Origin of the sequence: Oerskovia merdavium (assembly GCF_014836755.1) — a bacterium.
Taxonomy (GTDB): Bacteria; Actinomycetota; Actinomycetes; order Actinomycetales; family Cellulomonadaceae; genus Oerskovia; species Oerskovia merdavium.
The window spans coordinates 52,127-75,205 of sequence record NZ_JACSQF010000015.1 but is presented as its reverse complement, the minus strand read 5'-3'; the positions used below and the strand labels follow the sequence as shown (position 1 = coordinate 75,205).

At 71.8% G+C, this 23,079-nt stretch carries 18 protein-coding genes; 12 read left to right on the top strand and 6 right to left on the bottom strand.

Going from position 1 to position 23,079, the window contains the following annotated elements; genetic code table 11:
* Positions 1-118: 118 nt before the first annotated feature.
* The 4 genes from H9641_RS14575 to H9641_RS14560 all read left to right on the top strand — a co-directional run bounded on the left by H9641_RS14575 (position 119) and on the right by H9641_RS14560 (position 3,802).
* The gene (locus tag H9641_RS14575; RefSeq protein ID WP_191805002.1) at positions 119-502 is read left to right on the top strand and encodes a hypothetical protein; all 384 of its coding nucleotides are present in this window, start codon (positions 119-121) and stop codon (positions 500-502) included.
* A gap of 80 nt (positions 503-582) precedes the next feature.
* On the top strand, positions 583-954 hold the full coding sequence (locus tag H9641_RS14570; protein WP_191805000.1) for a hypothetical protein: 372 nt from the start codon (positions 583-585) through the stop codon (positions 952-954).
* A gap of 26 nt (positions 955-980) precedes the next feature.
* The gene (locus H9641_RS14565; protein ID WP_318244606.1) at positions 981-1,652 is read left to right on the top strand and encodes an ABC transporter ATP-binding protein; all 672 of its coding nucleotides are present in this window, start codon (positions 981-983) and stop codon (positions 1,650-1,652) included.
* A complete protein-coding gene (locus H9641_RS14560; protein ID WP_191804996.1) occupies positions 1,649-3,802 on the top strand; it encodes a hypothetical protein in 2,154 nt (717 codons plus the stop codon). Before H9641_RS14565 ends, H9641_RS14560 begins: the two co-directional genes overlap by 4 nt.
* 41 nt (positions 3,803-3,843) lie before the next feature.
* Here the strand turns inward: H9641_RS14560 and H9641_RS14555 are convergent, their stop codons facing one another.
* Genes H9641_RS14555 through guaB1 form a run of 3 tightly spaced genes read right to left on the bottom strand, consistent with a single transcriptional unit; the run spans position 3,844 to position 6,925 of the window.
* Positions 3,844-4,743 (bottom strand): aminoglycoside phosphotransferase family protein, encoded by a 900-nt coding sequence (locus H9641_RS14555; protein WP_191804993.1) that lies wholly within the window; start codon positions 4,741-4,743, stop codon positions 3,844-3,846.
* Positions 4,743-5,480 (bottom strand): NUDIX hydrolase, encoded by a 738-nt coding sequence (locus H9641_RS14550; RefSeq protein WP_191804989.1) that lies wholly within the window; start codon positions 5,478-5,480, stop codon positions 4,743-4,745. The genes H9641_RS14555 and H9641_RS14550 overlap by 1 nt, the downstream gene beginning before the upstream one ends.
* Positions 5,477-6,925, bottom strand: coding sequence for a GMP reductase (guaB1, locus tag H9641_RS14545; RefSeq protein ID WP_056650132.1), 1,449 nt, complete (start codon positions 6,923-6,925; stop codon positions 5,477-5,479). Before guaB1 ends, H9641_RS14550 begins: the two co-directional genes overlap by 4 nt.
* Positions 6,926-7,077: 152 nt before the next feature.
* Between guaB1 and dxs the strand changes: the two genes are divergently transcribed.
* Positions 7,078-8,985 (top strand): 1-deoxy-D-xylulose-5-phosphate synthase, encoded by a 1,908-nt coding sequence (gene dxs / locus H9641_RS14540; RefSeq protein WP_191804987.1) that lies wholly within the window; start codon positions 7,078-7,080, stop codon positions 8,983-8,985.
* Between the two features lie 177 nt (positions 8,986-9,162).
* On the opposite strand, the gene H9641_RS14535 is transcribed toward dxs, so the two are convergent.
* Positions 9,163-10,305 carry a carboxylate-amine ligase gene (locus tag H9641_RS14535; RefSeq protein WP_225220518.1) on the bottom strand — a complete coding sequence of 381 codons (1,143 nt, stop codon included), beginning with the start codon at positions 10,303-10,305 and terminating at the stop codon, positions 9,163-9,165.
* A 535-nt stretch (positions 10,306-10,840) separates the two neighbouring features.
* Here H9641_RS14535 and pflB point away from each other — a divergent pair.
* Positions 10,841-13,123, top strand: a complete 2,283-nt coding sequence (pflB, locus tag H9641_RS14530; protein WP_191804985.1) for a formate C-acetyltransferase — start codon at positions 10,841-10,843, stop codon at positions 13,121-13,123.
* Positions 13,124-13,144: 21 nt separating this feature from the next.
* The gene (pflA, locus tag H9641_RS14525; protein WP_191804983.1) at positions 13,145-14,155 is read left to right on the top strand and encodes a pyruvate formate-lyase-activating protein; all 1,011 of its coding nucleotides are present in this window, start codon (positions 13,145-13,147) and stop codon (positions 14,153-14,155) included.
* Between the two features lie 60 nt (positions 14,156-14,215).
* Here the strand turns inward: pflA and H9641_RS14520 are convergent, their stop codons facing one another.
* Positions 14,216-15,202: an alpha/beta hydrolase gene (locus tag H9641_RS14520; RefSeq protein ID WP_191804981.1), complete on the bottom strand. Its 987-nt coding sequence runs from the start codon at positions 15,200-15,202 to the stop codon at positions 14,216-14,218.
* A 119-nt stretch (positions 15,203-15,321) separates the two neighbouring features.
* Here H9641_RS14520 and H9641_RS14515 point away from each other — a divergent pair, with 119 nt between their 5' ends.
* The 4 genes from H9641_RS14515 (at position 15,322) to H9641_RS14500 (ending at position 19,765) form a co-directional block, all read left to right on the top strand.
* Positions 15,322-16,071 (top strand): PIG-L deacetylase family protein, encoded by a 750-nt coding sequence (locus H9641_RS14515; protein ID WP_191804979.1) that lies wholly within the window; start codon positions 15,322-15,324, stop codon positions 16,069-16,071.
* Positions 16,072-16,180: 109 nt separating this feature from the next.
* Positions 16,181-17,698: an MFS transporter gene (locus tag H9641_RS14510; RefSeq protein ID WP_191804977.1), complete on the top strand. Its 1,518-nt coding sequence runs from the start codon at positions 16,181-16,183 to the stop codon at positions 17,696-17,698.
* A 151-nt stretch (positions 17,699-17,849) separates the two neighbouring features.
* Positions 17,850-19,322: an APC family permease gene (locus H9641_RS14505; protein WP_191804975.1), complete on the top strand. Its 1,473-nt coding sequence runs from the start codon at positions 17,850-17,852 to the stop codon at positions 19,320-19,322.
* The gene (locus H9641_RS14500) at positions 19,319-19,765 is read left to right on the top strand and encodes a hypothetical protein (protein ID WP_191804973.1); all 447 of its coding nucleotides are present in this window, start codon (positions 19,319-19,321) and stop codon (positions 19,763-19,765) included. The genes H9641_RS14505 and H9641_RS14500 overlap by 4 nt, the downstream gene beginning before the upstream one ends.
* A 64-nt stretch (positions 19,766-19,829) precedes the next feature.
* On the opposite strand, the gene H9641_RS14495 is transcribed toward H9641_RS14500, so the two are convergent.
* Positions 19,830-22,115: a DEAD/DEAH box helicase gene (locus tag H9641_RS14495; RefSeq protein ID WP_225220517.1), complete on the bottom strand. Its 2,286-nt coding sequence runs from the start codon at positions 22,113-22,115 to the stop codon at positions 19,830-19,832.
* Between the two features lie 139 nt (positions 22,116-22,254).
* Here H9641_RS14495 and H9641_RS14490 point away from each other — a divergent pair, with 139 nt between their 5' ends.
* The gene (locus H9641_RS14490; protein ID WP_191804972.1) at positions 22,255-23,016 is read left to right on the top strand and encodes a YwqG family protein; all 762 of its coding nucleotides are present in this window, start codon (positions 22,255-22,257) and stop codon (positions 23,014-23,016) included.
* The last annotated feature ends 63 nt before the right edge of the window (positions 23,017-23,079 follow it).

Here is a 23,079-nt window from a genome sequence, read left to right as displayed (position 1 = left end):
GAACCGACCAACAAGTCCGTTTGGGCCGGTTTGCCTAGTATTAGTCTAAATGCTAGTTTCGCACGGCGGAGCAGAGTTGCCCGGCCAACGGTGAGACTGACCGACAGGGAGACGAGAGATGCGGCACGCGAAGAAGCTGGCCTCAGTGGCAATTGGTGCGTTCCTGGTGATCTCCATGGGAGTGAGCGCTGCGAGCGCTGCCTCGGTGACCACAGCAGGAGCGAAGGTGGAGGATCGTCGGCAGTACTGGAGCGGGCCGAAGGAGTGGCGCCATGAGCTCAAGGTCACCGACACCGCCGGCGATGGCCATTTCGTGAGTGGTCCCTGGGAGAGCAACCTGGGATCGAGCGGTTCAGTGACGAACAAGGGCGGTGACTTCACGGCGACCACCTGGGTGTCGGTGACCCGCCATGCCGAGAAGGTCTCCCGGATCAAGGCGTGCCGTTCGAACACAGGACTCAAGCCGATGACCTGCTCGTCCTGGAAAGACACCGGGTACTGATCGTTGTTTCCCGTCGGGGCGAAGGCGCCCCCGACGGGTCGAGCCGGATGAGCCTCTTGAATCACGAAAGAAGGAATCGCGTGCCGAGCAGGAAGAATCTTGTCGCAGTCGCCGTTGGCGTCGTCCTCGTCGTAGGGATGGGTGTGAGTTCAGCGCACGCCGTCTCGATCTCGACCGCTGGCGCCAGGGCGGAACATGTCGGGTCGTCCCTTGGAGCCCAGTGGCACAGCGTCTACGCGCACGACACCGTCAAGGACGGGAAGTTCGTCAGTGCCCCGTGGCGGAGCAGCTACGGATCGAAGGGTTCGGTCGTCAACAAGTCCGGAGACATGACGAGCATCGTACAGAGCGTGACGAACGGTGGAGAGAAGGTGACTCACATCAGCGCCTGTCGGTCCAACGGCGGTGTCAAGCCGATGACCTGCTCGGCCGAGAAGAAGACCGGATGGTAGGGAGTGAGGACGGAGGGTAGGGAATCGTGGTGATCGCGCTCGACGTCCAAGGGCTCTCGGTGGCCCTGGGTGGGCGCCTCGTCCTCGACGCGTTCGACGTACGGGTCGAGCGCGGTGAGTCGGTGGCGATCGTCGGCCCCTCGGGTACGGGAAAGACGACCCTGCTGAACTGCGTCCTCGGCACGGTCCGGCCGCTGTCCGGCCGCGCTCTCGTCGCGGGCCACGACGTCACCAGGCTCAGCCGGTCGAGGTTGGCACGGCTACGTGCGGAGCATCTGGGAGTGGTCTTTCAGCACGGCGAGCTGCTGGGAGAGCTGACCCCGGTCGAGAACGTCGCACTCCCTGCCCTCATCGTCGGTCGCCCCCGCGAACCTGCTGTCGCGCGGGTGACCGAGCTGCTGGAAGCCTTCGGTGTGCCCACCGACCGCGAGGCCACCGACCACCTCTCCGGTGGGGAGCGTCAGCGCACCGCCCTGGCCCGTGCGCTCGTCAACGAACCGACGCTCGTCCTCGCGGATGAACCCACCGGCTCGTTGGATCCAGCGATCCGGGACCGCGTCGCGGACGTCCTGTTCGACACGCCTGCCCGTCGGGAGTGTGGACTTCTCGTCGTGACGCACGATCCGTTCATCAGTGCGCGCGCGGACCGAGTCGTCCACCTGGAGCGCGTGCTCGCCACCGACGAGGTTCAGGCGTGACCGCACTGCGCGTCGTCGGGGCCTCTCTCCGGCGGGCTTCACGCTTCGAGCCGCTGCGCGGCGCGATCCTGGCTGCGGGAGTCGCAGCCTTCGTGCTCAGCGTGGTCTCGTTGGCGATCACGACGGCGACGTACGCCGGGTGGGACTCGAGGGCCGAGGAGCGCGCGGGGCGGATCGCCGCGCTCTTTCCCGACGAGGAGCCCCGAGCGCTGTGGCGGCACGGTTTCGACCTGGTGGACGGCAGGCAGGTCGACGTCGTCTATCTCGCGCCTCTCGTCGAGGATCCGCCACTCCCTCCGGGGCTCGCCCGATGGCCGAGAGCGGGCGAGGTCTTCCTTTCCCCGGCTGTCGCGGAGGCACTCGGTGTGTCGGTCGGGGACCGGACACGGCACGGCACGCTGATCGGTCTCGTCGACCGAGAAGGACTCGTGGAACATGGCGAGGGGCTGGTCTACGTCGGCGCCGAAGGTCGTCTCGCGCCCGAGTCCGCCGAGCTGATCACCGGCTTCGGCAGCGACCGGTTCGAACAGCCCCGGGCGATCGCCGACCGACGACCGTTGGCGACCTTCCTCGGCGTCCAGATCGCGCTCCTGGTCGTTCCTGCGACGTGGCTCCTGTTCACCGGGATCCGCATCGGGGCCGTCCAACGGGCGCGCAGGGTCCGGATCGTCACGATGCTGGGCATGCGGCCGCGGCAGGTGCGAGCGTTGCTGTGGGGCGAGTCGAGGTCCCCGTGGGGGCTCGGTGCGCTCGTCGCGCTCCTCGGCACCGTGCTGTTCCTGGTCGTCGACGTGGCCCTGCCAGGGGCGTCTCTCGCCGTGGATGCGCAGGACGTCAGGTCCGGAGGTGTGCTCGTCGTCGTGGCGTTCGTCGCCGCCCTCGTCCTGAGTGCCTGGGCCTGCTCGTCGCGTGTCGGCCTGAAGGCCGAGCGGCGCAGAGACCGTCCCCGGTCGTCGTCAGGGCCGTCGTGGTTGGCGCGGACCCTGGCCGTCGCCCGCGTCGCCCGGGGTGGTCTGTCGCTCGTGCTCGCAGCGATCACGGTGATCGGCCAGAACATCGCGGTGGGTGAAGGGCGGGTGGACCTCGTGCCGATCATCGCTCTCGTGGGGACGACTCTCACGCTGGCGGCACTGCCTGCGGACGCCGTCGTGTGGATCGAGCTGTACGCCCGCCGCCGCCGCGCCGTGGCGTGGGGTGCAGGAGACGCGGCAGGTCTCACCGGGGCGGCACAGCTGCTGGCACGGCCGCGGCCCGCCGCGCGATTCGGGGCCACCGCGGCGATCATCGTCGTGATCGTGACGGTGACGAGCGGGTTGCTCACCACTCTGGGGCAGGACGCAGCTCAGGCACTGGCGGTGCAGCGACACCTCGGCGGCTCGGTGGCGACGATCCAGACCTTTCGACAAGCCGGGGCCGAGTCGAGGGAGCTCACCCTCGACGCCCTGCGGCGTGACTACGTCGTGGCCGCGATCCAGCCGGACGGGGAGGGGATGTCGGTCGTGGCGCCGCGTGGCGAGGACGTCGAGACCTTCGTCCCGGGCGGCCGACCGCCTTCATGGCTCGCCTACGTCGCGGGGACGGAGGTCGGTCACCGCGTGGACGAGATCGAGGACGGCCCGGGGGCCACGGTGCTTGTCACCCGTCGAGATGGCACCCCGATCGAGATGGAGGCACTGCGCGACCAGCTCGGGGCGCTGAGCGTTCCGATGTGGCAGGCCGAGCTTCCCGGGGAGGGCTTCGTCGTCGGGACGGCGTCGTCCCTGTACCAGATGCGATGGCTCACGTGGTTCGGCTCGATCGGTCTGGTCCTGACGTTGGTCGCCCTCTGGTCGAACTACTCGAACGAGCTGTTGCGGGCGGTGCGATCGCTGCTCGCGATCCAGATGTTGGCTCCGAGCGACGCGTTCGTCAAGAGAGTGCTCGCGGGTCGGATCGTTGCACCGGTCGCCGTCGCGGTGTTCGGGGGTGGTGTCCTGGCCCTGGTCCTCTCGATCCCTCCGGTCCCGGGAGAGACGATGAGCCTGCCGTACGGGATCGTCCTCGCGTGCGTCGTGGCATCCTTCGTGACCGGAGTGATCGCGTGGAGCGTCACTTGGCGGGCCTGCGTCCGCGGTGCTCGTTCCCTGTCGCTCGGAGTGCCCGAGGAGTAGGCGTCTCGCCGCCGGCAGCACATGAGCCGCCGACGGCGCGGTCAGTCGTCGCCGAGCACCTGCGCGAGCGTGTGTGCGCCCAGCTCGGCGAACGCGGGGTCGTCGTCCGAGTGGGCCGCGAAGGCTGTGCCGAGGACGAGCGCCCAGGCGCGGGCCCGCTCCCACGTCGCGTCGTCGGTCCCGCAGCGGGCTGTCATGGCGTCGCGGAACACGCGGCGACCCACGGCGTCGAACGTGATCCAGGCGGTCGCGAGATCCGTGGCGGGGTCCCCGCTCGTCATGTCCCCGAAGTCGACCACGGCGCCCAACCGGTGGCCGCCCGGCGCGAGCACCAGGTTCGCCGGGTGCAGGTCGCCGTGCAGCCACAGCGCCGGCCCGTCCCAGGCCGGGACCTCGACGAGGTGGGACCACAGGTCGAGGAGAGAGCTGCCGTCGGGCACCTGGCCCGACGTGAGGCGCTCCCGGACCGACTCGTCACGCGCGGCCAGGGGGACGCCCCGGTACGGGTTGACGGGCGCCTCGGGAGGGGCGGAGACGTGCAGGGCCGCGAGGAACGCGGCGAGGTCGGGGGCGAACGCGCGGCGCAGCGCTCGATCGACGGAGAGGGCGCTCAGACCGTCGAACCACGGGACCACGCTCCAGGCCCAGGGGAAGAAGGGATCGGCGCACGGGGTCCCCACGCGCACGGGTGCCGGGACGGGCAGGGGGAGGCGCGGCGCGAGGCCTGGCAGCCACTCCTGCTCGTGCGCCACGAGCCCGGCCGCGGCCTCACGGCGCGGAACCCGCACGGCCAGGTCGTCACCCAGGCGCAGCACGACGTTGTCCCAGCCGTTCGCGACGAGGTCCAGGGGCAGGGCGGCCAGGTCGGGGTGCTGGGCGGTGAGCAGGGCGCGCACGAGCTCGACGGTCACGTCGACCTCCGCGACGGGCCGCAGCGCCACTAGACCGGCACCTCGACCGTGCGCGCCGCGTCCCACGGCTCTGCCCAGCCGAGCCGGTCCAGGAGCGCGTCGAGGATCGCGCCCGTGAACCCCCACACGAGGTGCTCGCGCCCGTCCGCGGACACCAGGAAGGCGGGGCTCTTGTGGACGTTCCGGCCCCGGCGCACGACGGCGGTCCGCCGGTTCGCGGGGTCCGTCAGGTCCGCGACGGGCACCCGGAAGACGTGCGCCGACTCGGCCGAGTCGACGACCGCGACCGGGGTCGGCCGCGCCCACCACGCGATCACGGGGGTCACCACATGATTGCTCACGGGCAGGGGGAGCGGGTCCAGGGCGCCGAGGACCTCGACCCCGTCGCGGTCCAGCCCCGTCTCCTCGACGGCCTCGCGCAGGGCCGCGTCGACAAGGTCCGTGTCCGTGTCGTCGAGCCGTCCACCGGGGAACGAGACCTGGCCCGGGTGGTGACTCAGCGTCGAGGCACGGGCGAGCAGGAGCACGTCGAGGTCGGCGGGCACGGGCGAGGCCGGCGCGTCGTCCGGCGCGTCCTGCCCGGACGTGTCACGAGCCGCCAGGACGTCGTCGAGCACCCCGAACAGGACCAGGACCGCGGCCTGCCGCACGCGCGACTCGTCGAGCGTGCCGATCGCGTAGCGCCACGGGTGCGGCCACGGGGCCGGGTCCTGGGCGAGGGCCGCGAGGTCGGCGTGGGCCGAGCTCGCGGACGGGGAGACGGTCACCAGCCCGCGGGCAGCGGGCGCCCCTCCTCGTAGCCGGCCGCGGACTGGATGCCCACCACGGCCCGCTCGGCGAACTCGGTGAGCGAGGCAGCGCCCGCGTACGTGCACGAGCTGCGCAGCCCGGCGGTGATCTCGTCGATCAGGTCCTCGACGCCCGGGCGGGCCGGGTCGAGGTACATGCGCGAGGACGAGATGCCCTCCTCGTACAGGCCCTTGCGGGCCTGCTCGAACGGGGAGCCGCCCGCGCCACGGGCCGCGACCGCGCGGGCCGAGGCCATGCCGAACGACTCCTTGTAGAGGCGACCCGTGCCGTCGTCGTGCAGGTCGCCCGGGGACTCGTGCGTCCCGGCGAACCACGAGCCGATCATGACCTGGGACGCGCCCGCCGCGAGGGCGAGGGCGACGTCGCGCGGGTGGCGCACGCCGCCGTCGGCCCACACGTGCTTGCCCAGCTCACGGGCCGCGGCCGCACACTCCAGGACGGCGGAGAACTGGGGACGGCCCACGGCCGTCATCATGCGCGTGGTGCACATGGCGCCCGGGCCGACGCCGACCTTGACGATGTCCGCGCCTGCGGCCACGAGGTCGCGCACACCCTCGGCCGTCACGACGTTGCCCGCGACGATCGGGACCTGCGGGTCCAGCGACCGCACGGCCTCCAGGGCCTGGATCATCTTGACCTGGTGACCGTGGGCCGTGTCGACCACGAGCACGTCGACGCCCGCGGCGAGGAGCTCGGCGGCCTTGGCCTTGACGTCGCCGTTGATACCGACGGCCGCCGCGATGCGCAGGCGGCCCTGGGCGTCCAGGGCGGGGGAGTAGACGCTCGAGCGCAGCGCGCCGCGACGCGTCAGGACGCCCACGAGGCGTCCGTCGCGCACGACCGGGGCGACCTTGCGCCGCGAGCGGTGCAGCTCGTCGAACGCGGCCTGCAGACCGCCGGGACCTGACACGACCGACGCGTCGACGGTCTGCGGCTGCGCGGACATGACCTGCTGGACCTGCGTGAAGCGGTCGACGCCCAGGCAGTCGGCCTCGGTCACGACCCCCACGGGCCGGTCGCCGTCGAGCACCACTGCCGCGCCGTGCGACCGCTTGCCGATCAGGGTCAGCGCGGTGTGCACGGTGTCCGTGGGGGAGACCACGACCGGGGTCTCGATGACCGGGTCCTTGCCCTTGACGTCGGCGACCACGTCCGCGACGACGTCGGTCGGCACGTCCTGCGGGATCACGACGATCCCGCCGCGCCGCGCGACGGTCTCGGCCATGCGGCGGCCCGCGACCGCGGTCATGTTGGCCACGACGAGGGGGATCGTGGTGCCCGTACCGTCGTCGGACGCGAGGTCCACGTCGAAGCGCGAGGTGATCTCGGAGCGGGACGGGACGAGGAAGACGTCGCCGTAGGTCAGGTCGGTGGTGGGCTGCTGGCCCGGCAGGAAGCGCACCTCTGCAGTCTACGGAGGCTGTCGAGAGAGCGAGCGTGGATCGGGTGCCCGGCGCGTGCAGAGGTCGTGATCGGGTCTCTCCGGGCGCGAGCACCCGTCCGGACGGCCTAGAGTTGTCGGGCTAGTCGAATGGCAGGCGGAACGGAGCGGTTATGACCCTGTTGAGCAGCATCACGTCACCGGAGGACCTCCGGCGGCTGACCCCCCAGCAGGTGGAGACCCTCGCCGCGGAGATCCGCGAGTTCCTCGTCTCCGCCGTGTCCCGCACGGGCGGGCACCTCGGACCGAACCTCGGTGTGGTCGAGCTGACGCTCGCGATGCACCGCGTCTTCGACTCGCCCAAGGACTCGTTCGTGTTCGACACGGGCCACCAGGCCTACGTGCACAAGCTGCTCACGGGCCGCCAGGACTTCTCCGCGCTGCGCAAGCGCGACGGCATGTCCGGGTACCCGAGCCGCGCCGAGTCCCCGCACGACATCGTCGAGAACTCGCACGCCTCGACCGCGCTGAGCTGGGGCGACGGGATCGCCAAGGCCAACGTCGTGCGCGGCCTGCGGGACCGGCACGTCGTCTCGGTCATCGGCGACGGTGCGCTCACGGGCGGCATGGCCTGGGAGGCGCTCAACAACATCGCCGAGAGCCAGGACCGGCGCCTGGTGATCGTCGTCAACGACAACGGCCGCTCCTACTCGCCGACCATCGGCGGCATGGCGCACCACCTGTCGACGTTGCGCACCACGCGCGGCTACGAGAACTTCCTCGACTGGGGCAAGCGCACGCTCTCGCGCTCGGGCGCCCCCGGACGGTTCGCGTACGAGTGGCTGCACGGGCTCAAGAAGGGCCTCAAGGACGTCGTCGCGCCCCAGGGCATGTTCGAGGACCTGGGCATCAAGTACGTCGGCCCCGTCGACGGCCACGACATCGAGGCGCTCGAGCACGCGTTCGTGCGGGCCCGCTCGTACGGGGCTCCCGTGATCGTGCACGTCATCACCGAGAAGGGCCGCGGCTACACCCCGGCCGAGCAGGACGTCGCGGACCGCTTCCACGCGGTGGGGCAGATCCACCCGGAGACCGGCCTGCCCGTCGCTCCCTCGCGCTTCGGCTGGACCTCGGTGTTCGCCGACGAGATCGTCAAGATCGGGCGCCGGCGCACCGACGTCGTCGCGATCACCGCGGCCATGCTGCACCCCGTGGGCCTCGCGCCCTTCGCCGAGGCGTTCCCCGAGCGCACGTTCGACGTGGGCATCGCCGAGCAGCACGCCGCGACGTCGGCCGCGGGCATGGCCTTCGCGGGCCTGCACCCGGTCGTCGCGGTCTACGCGACGTTCCTCAACCGTGCGTTCGACCAGGTCCTCATGGACGTGGCCCTGCACAAGGCCGGCGTGACGTTCGTGCTGGACCGCGCCGGGATCACGGGCGAGGACGGCGCGAGCCACAACGGCATGTGGGACATGGCCATGCTGCGCATCGTGCCGGGCCTGCACCTGGCTGCCCCGCGCGACGAGGCCACGCTGCGCGAGGCCCTGCGCCACGCGGTCGACATCGACGACGCCCCCTCGGTCGTGCGCTACCCCAAGGGCGCGGTCGTCGCGCCCATCCCCGCGATCGAGACGCTCGACGGCGTCGACGTGGTCGCGCGCCACGACGCCGCACCGGCCAAGAAGACCAAGGCCGCGGCCGCGGCGACCCGCAAGGTCCTGCTCGTGGGCGTCGGCTCCATGACGGGCACCGCCATGGCCGCGGGCGAGGCGCTCGCGGCCCACGGCGTCGAGGTCACGGTCGCGTCCCCGACCTGGGTCCTGCCGCTGCCGTCGGCGCTCGTCAAGCTCGCGGGCGAGCACGACCTGGTGGTCACGATCGAGGACGGCATCGCCGACGGCGGCGTGGGCTCGCTCCTGGGCCAGCGCGCGGTCGAGGCCGGGATCACGGTCCCCGTGGTCCCGCTGGGGCTGCCCACGGTCTTCCTGGACCACATGACGATCGACCAGGTGAGGACGACGCACCGCCTGACGGCGCAGGACGTCACGCGGGACGCGCTCACGGCGCTCGCGCTGCTCTGACCGAGCGGGTCGAGACGAGGACGGGGCACGGGCCGCGCGGGCCGTGCCCCGTCCCGCGGGCCCGGTGGGCGCGGCCGACGGCCCGGCGGGCCCGGGGGGGGCGGGGCCCCGTCCTGCGTCCCGGGTCGGCTCGACCTACGGCCCGGCTGGCCCGGCTGGGCCGGGTCGCGCAGCGCCTCAGACGAGCGTCGCCTCGGCGGCCCGCTCGATCACGGCGCGCAGGTCGCCCGACGCGGCGAACCACGCCCGCTGGCGCCCCGCGCCGCCGCCCGTCGACCACAGCCGTCCGAGGAGCTCGGTCACGGCGTCGAGGTCGCCCGCGTCGACGAGCGCCTCGCGCACGTGGGCGACGAGCTGCCCGACGACGTCGTGCGCGGTCGCAGGCTTCCAGGTGAGCGGCGAGACGAGGTCTCCGGCGATCCCGGAGCGACCGGCCCGCCAGGACGCGGTGCGCAGGAGCTCGGGGTGCAGCATGGGCGCCGCCAGGCCCGCGTCCGCCTCGCGGGCCGCGGTCTCCACGAGCCCGCGGGCCAGGGCCGCGAGCAGGGTCGCGGTGTCCGCGTCGAGGCACACGTCCGCGACGCGGATCTCGACCGTCGGGTAGGACGCCGAGAGCCGGGCGTCGAAGTAGATCATCGCGGTGTCGAGGATGGTCCCGGTGCCGACCAGCGCGTCGACCGTGGCGCGGTACGCCTCGGGCGTGCCGAACGAGGGCGCGGGGCCCGCCGTCGGCCACCGCGACCACACCTGGGAGCGGAAGCTCGCGTACCCGCTGTCCTCGCCCTGCCAGTAGGGCGAGTTGGCGCTCAGGGCGAGCAGCGGGGCGAGCCAGGGGCCGATCCGGTCGAGGACCGCGACGCCCTCTGCGTCCGAGCCGACCGCGACGTGGACGTGGCAGCCGCCCGTGAGCTGCTCGCGTGCCGTGAGGCCGAACGCGGCGCGCGCCTCGAGGTAGCGGAGCTTCCCGACGGTCGTGGGGGACACGGGCACGGGTGAGGTGCCGAGCGCGACGATGCGCGCGTCGCGCTGCTCGGCGGCCTTGTTGGCCCGCGCGCGCCCGTCGCGGATCTCCTGGGCGAGGTCCGCCAGGTCGGCGCACGGGTGGGTGCCGGTCTCGAGCTGTTCCTCCATGAGCTCGAGCTCGAGCTCCCCGCCGGGAGCGTCGCCGGGCCGGTCCGGCCCCGAGCCGCCCGATGCTCCGAGCCCCGCCTGGGTGGGCTCGCTCGTGCTCGCGGCCTCGATGACCTCGGCGGCGACGGCGGTCGGGACGCCGTCCGGTCCGATGAGGAGGAACTCCTCCTCGACTCCCATGGTTCGCATCGAGGCAGTCTCACACGCGCCGGGGTCTCCTCGCACGCAGGGAGCCCGACGGCGTCGCGCGCCCTGGCCGGGAGGGTGACGGTGCCGCGCGGGGGAGGGCCGGGCGCCGATTCCGAGAATGGTCGGTGCGGAAATGCCGCGCCGGTGTTCTCTCCGTATCGTGGGTGCTCGTGGCGAGGTGGCGGAAGAAAGTGCTCGAGGTGCATTCCGCAAGGGACTTTGGTCCCGAGTAGTCACTTGTCGAACGCCCAAGGAAGGGTCATGTGAAGACTGTCACAAGCGGGAATGCCGGGCCCTGCGGAGGTGTTCCAGCAGACAGAAAGGTTGCAATCCCGCCGTTTTGCGGGGTGTGGCCCGGTGTCCGACGGTTCACCCTGTGAGCCAGGTGACAGCGTCTTGACCACCCCCGGACCCTCTCGGGGTCGTAGCCTGAAAGGGCGAAGGAGAACGGCAGGACGGCACGGATTTCCCGCGTCGACCAAGGTCTTTACCCCCGCCGCGCAGGCTGCGCGGCGTGGACGTCGAGGAGAGTGATATGACCAGCATTTCCGAGGCTCGCAGCACCACTGGCGGCCAGGACGACGCGACCGTCCCCGCTTGGGCCGGCTTCACCGCGGGTCCCTGGCAGGACACGGTCGACGTGCGCGACTTCATCCAGCGCAACTACACCCCGTACGAGGGTGACGACTCCTTCCTCGCCGGGCCCACGGAGCGCACCACAGGCATCTGGGCCAAGCTCTCCGAGATGTTCCCCGCCGAGCGCGAGAAGGGCATCTACGACGTCGACCCGCACACGCCCGCGGGCATCACGGCCCACGCGCCCGGGTACATCGACAAGGACGCCGAGGTCATCGTCGGCCTCCAGACCGACGCCCCGCTCAAGCGCGCGATCATGCCGAACGGCGGATGGCGCATGGTCGAGGGTGCGCTCGAGACCTACGGCTACCCGGTCGACCAGGAGCTCAAGAAGGTCTTCAGCGAGTACCGCAAGACCCACAACCAGGGCGTGTTCGACGTCTACCCGCCCAACGTCCGTGCCGCCCGCAGCTCGCACATCATCACGGGCCTGCCCGACGCCTACGGCCGCGGCCGCATCATCGGCGACTACCGCCGCGTCGCGCTCTACGGGGTCGACCAGCTCGTCGCCGCCAAGAAGCTCGACAAGCTCGACCTCGACACGCAGCCGTTCAGCGAGAAGATCGTGCGCGAGCGCGAGGAGCACGCGGAGCAGATCCGTGCGCTCGGCGAGCTCAAGGCCATGGCCGCCTCGTACGGCTACGACATCTCCGGCCCGGCCACGAACGCCCGCGAGGCCGTCCAGTGGCTCTACTTCGGCTACCTCGCCGCGGTCAAGGAGCAGAACGGCGCCGCGATGTCGTTGGGCCGCACCTCGACCTTCCTCGACGTGTACCTCGAGCGCGACCTGGCGAACGGTGTCATCACCGAGGAGCAGGCGCAGGAGATCATCGACGACTTCGTCATCAAGCTGCGGATCGTGCGCTTCCTGCGCACCCCCGAGTACGACTCCCTGTTCTCGGGCGACCCGACGTGGGTCACCGAGACCATCGGTGGCATGGGCGACGACGGTCGTCCGCTCGTCACCAAGAACTCGTTCCGCTTCCTGCAGACGCTCTACAACCTGGGTCCGGCCCCCGAGCCCAACATGACGGTCTTCTGGAGCCCGCGCCTGCCCCAGGGCTTCAAGGACTTCTGCGCCAAGGTCTCGATCGACACCTCGGCCGTCCAGTACGAGTCGGACGAGCAGATCCGCCCGGCCTGGGGTGACGACGCCGCGATCGCCTGCTGCGTCTCGCCCATGGCGGTCGGCAAGCAGATGCAGTTCTTCGGTGCCCGCGTGAACCTGGCCAAGACGCTCCTGTACGCGATCAACGGCGGCAAGGACGAGGTCACGGGCAAGCAGGTCTCGCCCGTCGTGGCCCCCGTGCCCGAGGGCCAGCCGCTCGACTACGACGACGTCCGTGCCCGCTTCGACAAGACCATGGACTGGCTCGCCGAGACCTACGTCGAGGCGCTCAACTGCATCCACTGGTCGCACGACAAGTACGCGTACGAGCGTCTCGAGATGGCCCTCCACGACAAGGAGGTGCTGCGGACCATGGCCTGCGGCATCGCCGGCCTCGCGGTCGCGGCGGACTCGCTGTCGGCCATCAAGTACGCGAAGGTCACGCCCGTCTTCGACGAGCGCGGCATCGTCGTGGACTACGTGACCGAGGGCGAGTACCCCGCCTACGGCAACGACGACGACCGGGTCGACGCGATCGCGGTCGAGCTCGTCGAGTCGTTCATGGCGAAGATCCGCTCGCACAAGATGTACCGCGACGCGCTGCCCACGCAGTCCGTCCTGACCATCACGTCGAACGTCGTCTACGGCAAGGCCACGGGCAACACGCCCGACGGTCGTCGTGCGGGCGAACCGTTCTCCCCGGGGGCCAACCCGATGAACGGCCGCGACACGCACGGCATGCTCGCCTCGGCCCTGTCGGTCGCGAAGCTGCCGTACAACGAGGCGCAGGACGGCATCTCGCTGACCAACACGGTCGTCCCCAGCGGCCTGGGCCGCACCCGGGACGAGCAGGTCGCGAACCTCGCGGGTCTGCTCGACGCGTCGGTCGGTGGCGACGGCTACCACATGAACGTCAACGTGCTGGTGAAGGAGACCCTCGAGGACGCCATGGAGCACCCCGAGAACTACCCTCAGCTCACGATCCGTGTCTCCGGGTACGCCGTGAACTTCGTCCGGCTGACCCGCGAGCAGCAGCTCGACGTCCTCTCGCGGACCTTCCACGGCGCTCTCTGAGCGCAGAACGGCGGAACCATCATGACGACTCTCTCGACGCCCGCAGCCGGCCAGGTGCCCGCGCGTGCCGCCGCCCGCTACGGGGTCGACGGGGTCGCCTCGGCTCCGCTGCCGTGGCGGACCTCCGGTGACGCCCTGGGCCACGACAGTGACCTGGACGCACCGGAGGCCCCCCGCCGCCGGACGGGGGCCGGGGTCTCCGGCCTCTCGACGGCCGAGGACCTCGACCGGCACGACAAGCTCGCGATGATGCGCTCGGGCGAGCTCGGCTCGGTCCACTCGTGGGAGCTCGTGACCGCGGTGGACGGGCCGGGCACGCGCCTGACGGTCTTCCTCAACGGGTGCCCGCTGCGGTGCCTGTACTGCCACAACCCCGACACGCTGCAGATGAAGGACGGCGAGCCGGTCACGGCCGACGAGCTGCTGGCCCGCGTCAAGCGGTACCTGCCGGTCTTCCGCGCCACCAAGGGCGGGCTGACCCTCTCGGGTGGCGAGGTGCTCATGCAGCCCGCGTTCGCCGCGCGCATCCTGGCGGGCGCCAAGGAGATGGGCGTGCACACCACGCTCGACACCTCGGGCTTCCTCGGGGCGAACCTGAGCGACGAGATGCTCGCGAACACCGACCTGGTGCTCCTCGACGTCAAGTCGGGCGACCCCGCGACCTACGAGAAGGTCACGGGTCGTGCGCTCGAGCCCACCCTGAAGTTCGGGCGACGGCTCGCCGAGTCGGGCCTGCCCGGCGGTGTCACGGCCGAGCACCCGGTCGAGGTCTGGATCCGCTACGTGCTGGTCCCCGGACTGACCGACCAGGCCGAGCACGTCGACGTCGTCGCGGACTACGCGGCCTCGCTCAACGAGATCCGGCCCGGCACGGTCACGCGCGTCGAGGTCCTGCCCTTCCACCAGATGGGCCGGGACAAGTGGGAGACGCTCGGGCGCGAGTACGAGCTCAACGACACCCCCGCTCCCGACGTCGAGCTGGTCGACCGCGTGCGCGACCAGTTCCGTGCGAAGGGCCTCACGGTCTACTGATCGTCCCGCCCCCGAGACGTGGCCTGCGGCCCCTGGATCCTGTGATCCGGGGGCCGCTTCTCATGCCCCGGTGAGCACCGAGGTCAGCCACGGCCCCAGCACCGGCAGCACCGCGTCGGGCTGCATGGCCCGGGTGTGGTCGAGCCCGTCGAGCAGCTCCACGTCCCAGCCCGCGGCGCGCAGCTCGTCGGCGTGCGCGGCGAGCGCACCGCCGATGCTCACGTGCACCCCGCCCCACCTCTCGCCGTACTCGATCTCGTCGGCCGTCCCGGCGAACGCGAGGCGCGGGCACGTCACGCGGTCCAGGACGCGTCGGTCGTCGAACGAGTCGAGGGCCTCGTAGAGCGTCACGAACTGGCGTGTCTGCTCCTCGCCGAGCGTCATGTCGAAGCTCTCCCAGTCGAAGTCCTCGGGGTCCGTCGCCGCGTCGCCCCCTGCACGGGGTGCGGTGTCCGTCTCCCGCGCTCGCTCCTCCTGCCCGACGACGTCGCTCGCCTCACGCTCCGCCGTCGGGCCGGTCGCGGGCTCGGTAGGGGGCGCCGCGGGGGAGGCGGACGTCATGCCGTGCGTCGCACGCGTGACCGCGAGCATGCCCGCGTACGGTCCGTCGAGGGGCGGGAAGCCGCCCATGGCCAAGGCCGTCAGACGGTCCGTGCGCAGCGCGAGCTGGAGTCCGCTCAGCGCGAGCCACGAGTAGCCGTAGTACGCGAAGGTCTCGGCCCCCGCGGCGTCGGCGATCGCGAGCAGGTCGGCCGTGACGTTCTCCGGGGTCAGCGTGCCGGCCGCCGGGCGGGCCATGCGGTGACCCTCGTAGTCTGCCGCGACCACGCGGAAGGTGGGGGAGAGCGCGTCGATCAGCGTCCGGCCGAGCGCAGGGTCGACACCCCACTTCCTGAGCTCGTCGGCCGCGGGGCCCGTGGCCGGGACGGGGTTGACCGGGAGCACGACCGCCCGGCCCGTGCCGGTGACCTCGACAGTGAGGGAGCTGCCGTCGTGGAGTGTCGCGGTGGTCTCGCGGGAGGTGCGGGCGCTCGGTCCGAGGGGCATGGCGGGAATCCTTCCGATGCTGCGGCGAGGTGGACGTCCACGCTATCGCGGACGCGACGAGCCCGACCGACCGGGGCCACTCCGCGCCGGCACGCCGCATCGGACCTACCGTGGGAGGCATGGAGCAACCACCGCAGACGCCCCTGACCCCACTCGACGAGGACTGGACGCGGGCGCTCGCGGTCGTCGCCCATCCCGACGACATGGAGTTCGGCGCGGCCGCCGCGGTCGCGCGGTGGACCGGGCAGGGCAAGACCGTTGTCTACGTCATGGTCACGAGCGGCGAGGCCGGGATCGACGGGCTCGCCCCCGACGAGGCACGCGGGGTGCGCGAGGCCGAGCAGGTGGCGTCGGCAGCGATCGTCGGCGTCGACGAGGTCGAGTTCCTGGGCCTGCCCGACGGCGTGCTCGAGTACGGCCTGCCGCTGCGGGCGGCCGTCGCGGCGGCGATCCGGCGGCACCGCCCGGAGGTCGTCATCACGGGCAACTACCGCGAGACCTTCCCGGGCGGGATGCTCAACCAGGCGGACCACATCGCCACGGGCCGCGCGGTCGTCGACGCGGTGCGCGACGCAGGCAACCGCTGGGTCTTCCACGACCAGGTCGAGGCGGGCCTGGAGCCGTGGGGAGGCGTACGGCAGGTCTGGGTCGCCGGATCCCCCGACGCGGCCCACGGCGTCGACGTGACCGGGACGTTCGAGGCGGGCGTCGCCTCGCTCCGGGCGCACGCCGCCTACATCGCCGGTCTCGGGTGGGAGCACTTCGACCCGTCCGAGTTCCTCGCGACCATGAGCCGGGCAGGCGGGACGCGCATGGGCGTCGAGCACGCCACGTCGTTCGAGGTGCTGAGGATGGGCTGGGACGACTAGCCCCGCACCGTGCCCCGCCGGATCGCGCGTTCGGCAGGAGCGCCGCGATCATCTGCCCTACCGTGTGTGAGGGGTACCTGCCCCAGCCGGTCACGGGAAAGGCAGTGCGATGAGCGACGCTGCGCAGGTTGGTGGGAAGGTCGGGGCCAGAGCGGGCGGGGTCCTCGCGGCCACGTGCATCTCGACGCTGGTGGTGAACGCGAACACGTCGGCGGTCAGCATCCTGCTCCCGGCGATCTCCGCGGACACCGGGACGTCCGTCACCACGCTGCAGTGGGCGGTGACCGGGTACTCGCTGGTCGGTGCGGCGGTCATCGTCACGTCGGGCTCGTTGGGTGACGTGTTCGGCCGGCGCAGGGTCTTCCAGCTGGGGCTGCTGCTGTTCGTGGTGTCCTGCGTGATGATCGCGCTGGCCGGGTCCGGGGGCATGGTCATCGCCGGCCGCGTCATCCAGGGAGCGGCGGGGGCGACCATCCTCGCTTGTGGGCTCAGCCTCCTCTCGGTCGCGAACTCGGGCGACGCCCAGCTCCGGGCCGTCTCCCTGTGGGGAGCCGCGGCTGCCGTGGGGGCCGCGGCCGGTCCGTTGGTGGGCGGGCTGCTCGTCGACGCGACCGGATGGCAGGGGTTGTTCTGGATCGACGCGGGCATCGCGGTCCTCTGCATGGTCCTCACGGCGTTGACGGTCGCGGAGTCGAGGGACCCCGACAGGCCGCGGACGATCGACTACGCGGGCACGGTCCTGATCGCCCTGACCCTCACACCCCTCATCCTCGGCGTGACCAAGAGCGGCGACTGGGGCTGGATCTCGCTCGCCACGCTGGGCTGCTTCGCGATCTCGATCGGGGCTGCGGTCGGGTTCGTCGTCGTCGAGGGTCGGGTGGCCGTCCCGCTCGTGGACCTCGCGCTCCTGCGCAACCGCGTCCTGGTGGGTTCGACCATCGCGATCCTGATCGGTGCAGGCACGATCAACGGGCTCATGTACCTGTTGAGCCTGTACTTCCAGGACCCTGCCACCCTGGGCTTCACCCCGCTCCAGGCGGGGCTCGCGACGCTCCCGGCGACCGTGGGGCTCGTGGTGATCGCCCCGCTAGTGCCGCGGCTCGCGGCGCGGATCGGTGGTCGGCAGACGATCGGCTTCGGCTTCGCCCTGACGACGGCCGGGTTCGTGATCGTGGGCTTCGTCGACTCGGCGTGGGCGTACACCGCGTTCCTGCTGCCGCTGGTCGCGATCGCGGTGGGCATGGGCCTGTCCAACGGCCCTGCGTCGGCCGCGGCCACGGCCGCTGTGCCCGAGAACCAGGTCGGCGGGGCCTCGGGCATCTCCAACATGGCCAGGTACGTCGGGGCCGCGGTCGCGACGGCCTTGGCCGCCTCGATCTACGGGAACGCGATCGCGACGCAGACGGCCGCGGGGGCCGCACAGAGCGACGCCCTGGCCTCCGGGCTGGCGGCTGCCGCGTGGATGATGGCGATCTTCAGCTTCCTCGGCGTGCTCATGGCCTTCGTGATCGGCCGCCACCGCGCGACGAAGGGGACGCTCGACGACGCCGCTGCGGCGGCGGCTGCCGTCTCCTTCACCCTGCCGACCTCGGCCACGGCCGGGCAGACCAGCCCAGACCGGGGCTGAACGGCAGATATCGCCCCTCGACGGCGGGCACGGTTCACGCGATCTGGATGAGGTGCCCCGGGTTCCGTGGGCTGCACACTCGAACAAAGGCCTGACCGACGACGTCGACGGAGGCACTCATGACCATGCAAGCCCTGCTCCTGGACGCGCGATGAGCGCCGCCGACGTCCCGGCCGACCTCCCCGTCGACGGGGCAGCGGCGGTCCCGGCCGCCCGCACCCGCGCGACGAGCACCCAGTGGATCTCGTGGGTCGCGCTGGCGATGATGACGACCAGCTCGGTCGCGAGCCTGCGCGCCGCGCCGACCATGGCCGTCTACGGCCTGGCCTGCGTGTTCCTGTACCTGCTGCCCGCGGTCGTCTTCCTGCTGCCCACCTCGCTGGTCTCGGCCGAGCTCGCCTCGGGGTGGACCGGCGGCATCTACAAGTGGGTCTCGGAGGGCATCTCCAAGCCCATGGGCTTCCTCGCGGTGTGGTGCCAGTTCGCCATGACGATCTTCTACTACCCGAGCCTGCTGGGGTTCGTCGCGAGCACGCTCGCCTACGTCATCAACCCCGCCCTCGCGAGCAGCGGTGTCTGGACGGCCGCCGTGATCATCGTCGTGTACTGGTCCGGCGTGTGGGTCTCCTCGCGCGGGACCAAGGGGGTCGCGGGTCTCGCGAGCGGTGGGCTCATCATCGGGACCTTGATCCCGGGGGTCGTCCTGGTGACCCTCGGCGTCGTCTTCCTCGGTCAGGGGAACGAGTCCGCGGCGCCCATGACGGCCGACAACCTGCTGCCGGCCTGGGCCGGGCTCTCGAGCCTCGTCCTCATCGTCAACAACTTCCTGTCCTACTCCGGGATGGAGATGAACGCGGTCCACGTGTCGTCGCTGAAGAACCCCGGGAAGCAGTTCCCGAAGTCGATGTTCCTCGCGATGGGCATGGTGCTGGCGATCTTCATCCTTCCCGCGCTGGCGATCAGCTGGATCGTGCCGGCCGAGGAGCTCTCGCTCACGGCCGGGGTGATGCAGGCTTTCGACGCGGTGTTCGCCAACTTCGGGTGGCAGTGGCTGACCCCGATCGTCGGGATCATGCTGGTCACGGCGTCGCTCGGTGGCATGCTCACCTGGCTCGCCGGTCCCTCCAAGGGCCTGCTGCTGATCTCCCGTCAGGAGGGGTACCTGCCACCGTTCCTGCAGCGGCTCAACAAGAACGGTGTCCAGCAGAACATCCTGGTGGTCCAGGGGATCGTGACCACCGTGATCGGCCTCGCCTACGCGCTGATCCCCGACGTCTCGAGCGCGTACTGGATCTTCTCGGTCATCACGACGCAGGTGTACCTGATCATGTACCTGCTGATGTTCGTGGCGGCGACCAGGCTGCGCCGCAGGCAGCCCGACCACCCGCGGGGGTTCCGGGCGCCGATGCTCGTCAGCATGTGCGGGGTCGGCTTCGCGGCCTCCTTGGCGGCGCTGCTGGTCGGGTTCATCCCGCCGTCGCAGTTCTCTTCGGGCAGCCCGCTGGTCTACTTCCTCATCGTGGGCGGCGGGGCCCTGGGCCTGGGCCTGTTCGTGCCCTTCCTGTTCTACCGGTTCCGCAAGCCGTCCTGGAAGCACGCGGAGTCGACGGAGGTGGCGTCGTGAGCACCCCGGCAGAGAGCCAGCCGCGACACGAACGTCGGTGGATCTACATCGGCGCGTGCGTGATCCTGATCGCCCTGGGCGTCTGGGCCGTGCTCGCGTTCAGCGTCGTCCGGGAGACGGCGCGGGCGGACGAGAAGGCCGACCAGCTGATCGCCGCGCTCGAGGAAGCCGGGGCACGGACCCCCGACAAGGACCAGGTCGTGCGGGTCCTCGGCGAGGACGGCGGAGCGGCCTGCGCGAACCCCAACGAGGCGCTCAGCCGGGCGACTCTCCTCGCGCAGCTCGCGAACGGGGCCACCGGCCCCGGGGCCAGGCCCGTCGTCGCCGACAGCCGCGTGGTCCAGGGGCAGCTGCTCATCATCGAGATCTACTGCCCCGAGGAGCTCGACGAGTTCCGGGCGTTCGTCGAGGACCTCAAGACCGACGAGGTGGCGGGGACCTGACACGCTCCACAGCGTCCGCGAGCCGGCAGGTCGGCGATCCCGCCCGCATCCCGGCGGGTGCTCGTCAGGCGCCGCCGTCGCCCCAGGGCGCGTCGACCGGCGCGTCCTGCACGTCGAAGTCCCGCACCTCGTCGTCCGTGGCGATCCCCTGGGCGACCGTCGGGCCCGTCCCCGCCACGACCGGGGCCCCGCCCAGCCAGCGTGCCTGCTCGGCCGCGACGATCGTCTGCGCGAGCCGTGCCTCCGACACGTCGACCGCGCCCGGTAGCGCGTCGGCCAGGACGCTGCGCCGCGCGTAGGCGTCGAACAACCGGGCCTTGGTGCCGAGGATCTCGACCATGCGCTCGTCGACCGTGTCGGCGACGAGCAGCCGGTGGACCTGCACCGTGCGGACCTGACCCATGCGGTGGGCGCGTGCGACGGCCTGCGCCTCGGTCGTGGGCTTGACCTGCGGCTCGCACAGGATCACGACGGAAGCGGCCTGGAGGTTGACCCCGACCCCGCCCACCTCGATCTGGCTCACGAGCGCCCGGGGCACGGGCGAGGCCGTGAACTCGTCGAGGATCGTCTGGCGGTTCGTGGCGCTCACCGAGCCCGTGAGCGGTCCGGCGGCGAGGTCGCCCAGCGCGCGCACCACGAGGTCGACGACGTCGCGGAAGTACGTGAACACGACGACCTTGCGGCCGTTCCCCGTGGCCTCCTCGACGAGCTCGACGAGCCGGCGCACCTTGGCCGAGTCCTCGGGGTGGTCGACGGCGTACGCGGCCCGGCGCATGGCCATGAAGCTGCCCTCGCGCACCGCGTCGCGGTAGGCGGCGCCGTCGGCCGGACCGAACGACTCCCATTCCTCGACCTGCAGCAGCTCGGGCAGCTCCTCGAGCACGTCCTCCTGGTTGCGCCGGAGGTAGACGGGGGCCACGGCGAGTCGGAACCTCTCGGCCCCCGCGGCGCCGTGCGCGGCGCTGACCTGCTCGGCGACGTCGGGCTGGAGGTAGGACACGAGGCGTCGGAACTCCTCGACGCGGTTCTCCATGACCGTGCCGGTCAGGAACAGCACGCGCTCGGTCCGTCCGGCCCAGGCGGCCACGGCCTGCGACCTCTTGGCCTCGGGGTTCTTGACGTAGTGCGCCTCGTCGACCACGAGCATCGCGGGCGCGGGCAGGTCGAGCGGCAGGAGCCCGACCTGCTCGAACGTCGTCACGGCCACGCCGCCCTCGCGCGCCCACTGCGCGGCCTCCTCGGCGCGCTCGGGCCCGTGGACGTCGAGCGAGCGCAGCGTGGAGTGCCGCCCCACCTCGCGCACCCAGCTCGTCATGACGCTCGCGGGGCACACCACGAGGAAGTGCGTCGCCCCGCCCGCGGCGAGGTGCGCCATCGCGGCGATGGCCTGCACGGTCTTGCCGAGCCCCATTTCGTCGCCCAGGATCGTGCGCCGTTGCGCGAGGGCGTAGCGTGCCCCGAACACCTGGTACCCGCGCAGCGAGGCGGTCAGGAGCGACTGGTCGAGCGGCTGGTCGTCCACGCGGGCCAGGAGCTCGGGCGGCAGGTGGCCCTCGGTCGCCTGGAGGTCGCGCCCGATGTCCACGACGTCGTCGAGCAGCGCGTAGTACGTCGCCGAGCGCGCCCGGAAGTCGGTCCACGCCTCGAAGGCGTCGACGGGTGCGGTGTCGAGGGCGCCGACGCGCCCGGCGGCCGCGACGGCCCCGGACCGTTCGGCGTCCTGGGTGAGCCGGGCGAGCTCGTGCACGGCGTCCGCTGCCCGACGGCGTCGCGCGGGCAGCGAGAAGAAGGACCGGACCGCTCGGGTCGCCTCCTGGGCCGCGACCCGGTGCTCCGAGCGCCCCTCGAGGAACGTGACGACCACCTGCCGGTGGACCGTGGCGGCCGTGCGCGCGGCGTCGAGCCCCGCGAGCGCCTGGACGAGGCCGGTCGTGAACGGGTCGCCCGGGGCGTCGTCGATCCGGAACCGCAGGGTCTCCTGGACGGCCTGGGCGATCTGGGCTGCGGCAGCGAGGCAGTGCGTCGCGGTCTGCGGCCCGATCCCGGGGAGACGTTCGAGCCCGGCGGGTCCCGCACGGAGCACGTCGCCCACGGTCGTGACGCCCCCGTCGACCAGGCGGCCCACGCGCAGTCGTTCGCCGCTGACCTCGCGCAGGCGTTCGACCCCGATCGCCGAGAGCTCGCCCAGGACCTTGTCCTGCTGGCTCGACCCGAACGCGGTGCGCACGTGCTCGCGGAACCGGGCAGGCGCCCCGGCGAGTCCCGAGAGCAGCGCGGCGACCTCGTCGGCCCGCGCGGCGACCTCGCGGGCCTGCTCGGGCGTGGGGCGGGGAGCGTCGGGCGCGGTCATCGGGCGGAGCTCCTGGGGACGTCGGCGGGGGAGCACGGTCGCTGAGCGAGGACCGGCGGCCTCGTGACGCTATCACCGGTCCTGCGCTGGTCCGCGCCGTCCTGACGCCTTGTCGGACCCACTGGGTAGCCTCGCACGCATGCAGCTGTGGACGCCCACCTGGACCATCACGCCACCGCGCGCGGACCCGTCGAGCGTGAGCCATTTCGGTGGCGTCCCCTACGGCTTGCCCGCCGAGCGCTGGCCTGTGTGCGCCCAGTGTGGCGTCGTCATGACGCCGCTGCTGTGCCTGGAGCCCGGCCCGTGGCTTCCCCGGGTCCCCGAGGACCACGTGGCGCTCGTCTTCAAGTGCGAGGACGAGGGGATCTGCGATTTCTGGGACGGCGAGTCGGGCGCTAACGCGTGCCTGCTCGTCTCCCGCGCTGAGCTCGCGGCGCAGCCGCTCCTGCTGCCCGCTGACGTCGTCGACGGGCGGACTCGCCTGCTGCCGCAGGTGTGGGTCGGCACGTGGGAGCCGTCGGACGACGGCCTCACGGCCGAGCAGTCCGAGGCGCTCGACGACCCGGTGCGATTCTGGGACCTGCCCGAGGCGATCCAGTTCTCGCACGGCTTCCAGACAGCACGGCTGACCAAGGCGGGGGGAGCCCCGTACTGGACCGGCAACGGTCCTGACGACGACCCACCCCGCCCTCGTCACCTGCTGTTCCAGATCGACAGCGCGATCATGGTCTCTGACTCCCGCGACGCACTGGTCGAGCACGTCGCTGGCGACGGCTTCTCGGAAATCGACGACGACGGGGCTCTCAGCGCCGCGAACCTGGCGCTCGATGGCATTGCCTACCTCTTCGACATCACGCCGCAGGCGGCACGGCCGACGCTCCGGCTCGTCGTCAAGCGGTAGGAGAACCTGGGCGCGGTCTGACGAGCACCGGGGGGGGGGGGGGGGGGGGGGGGGGGGGGGGGG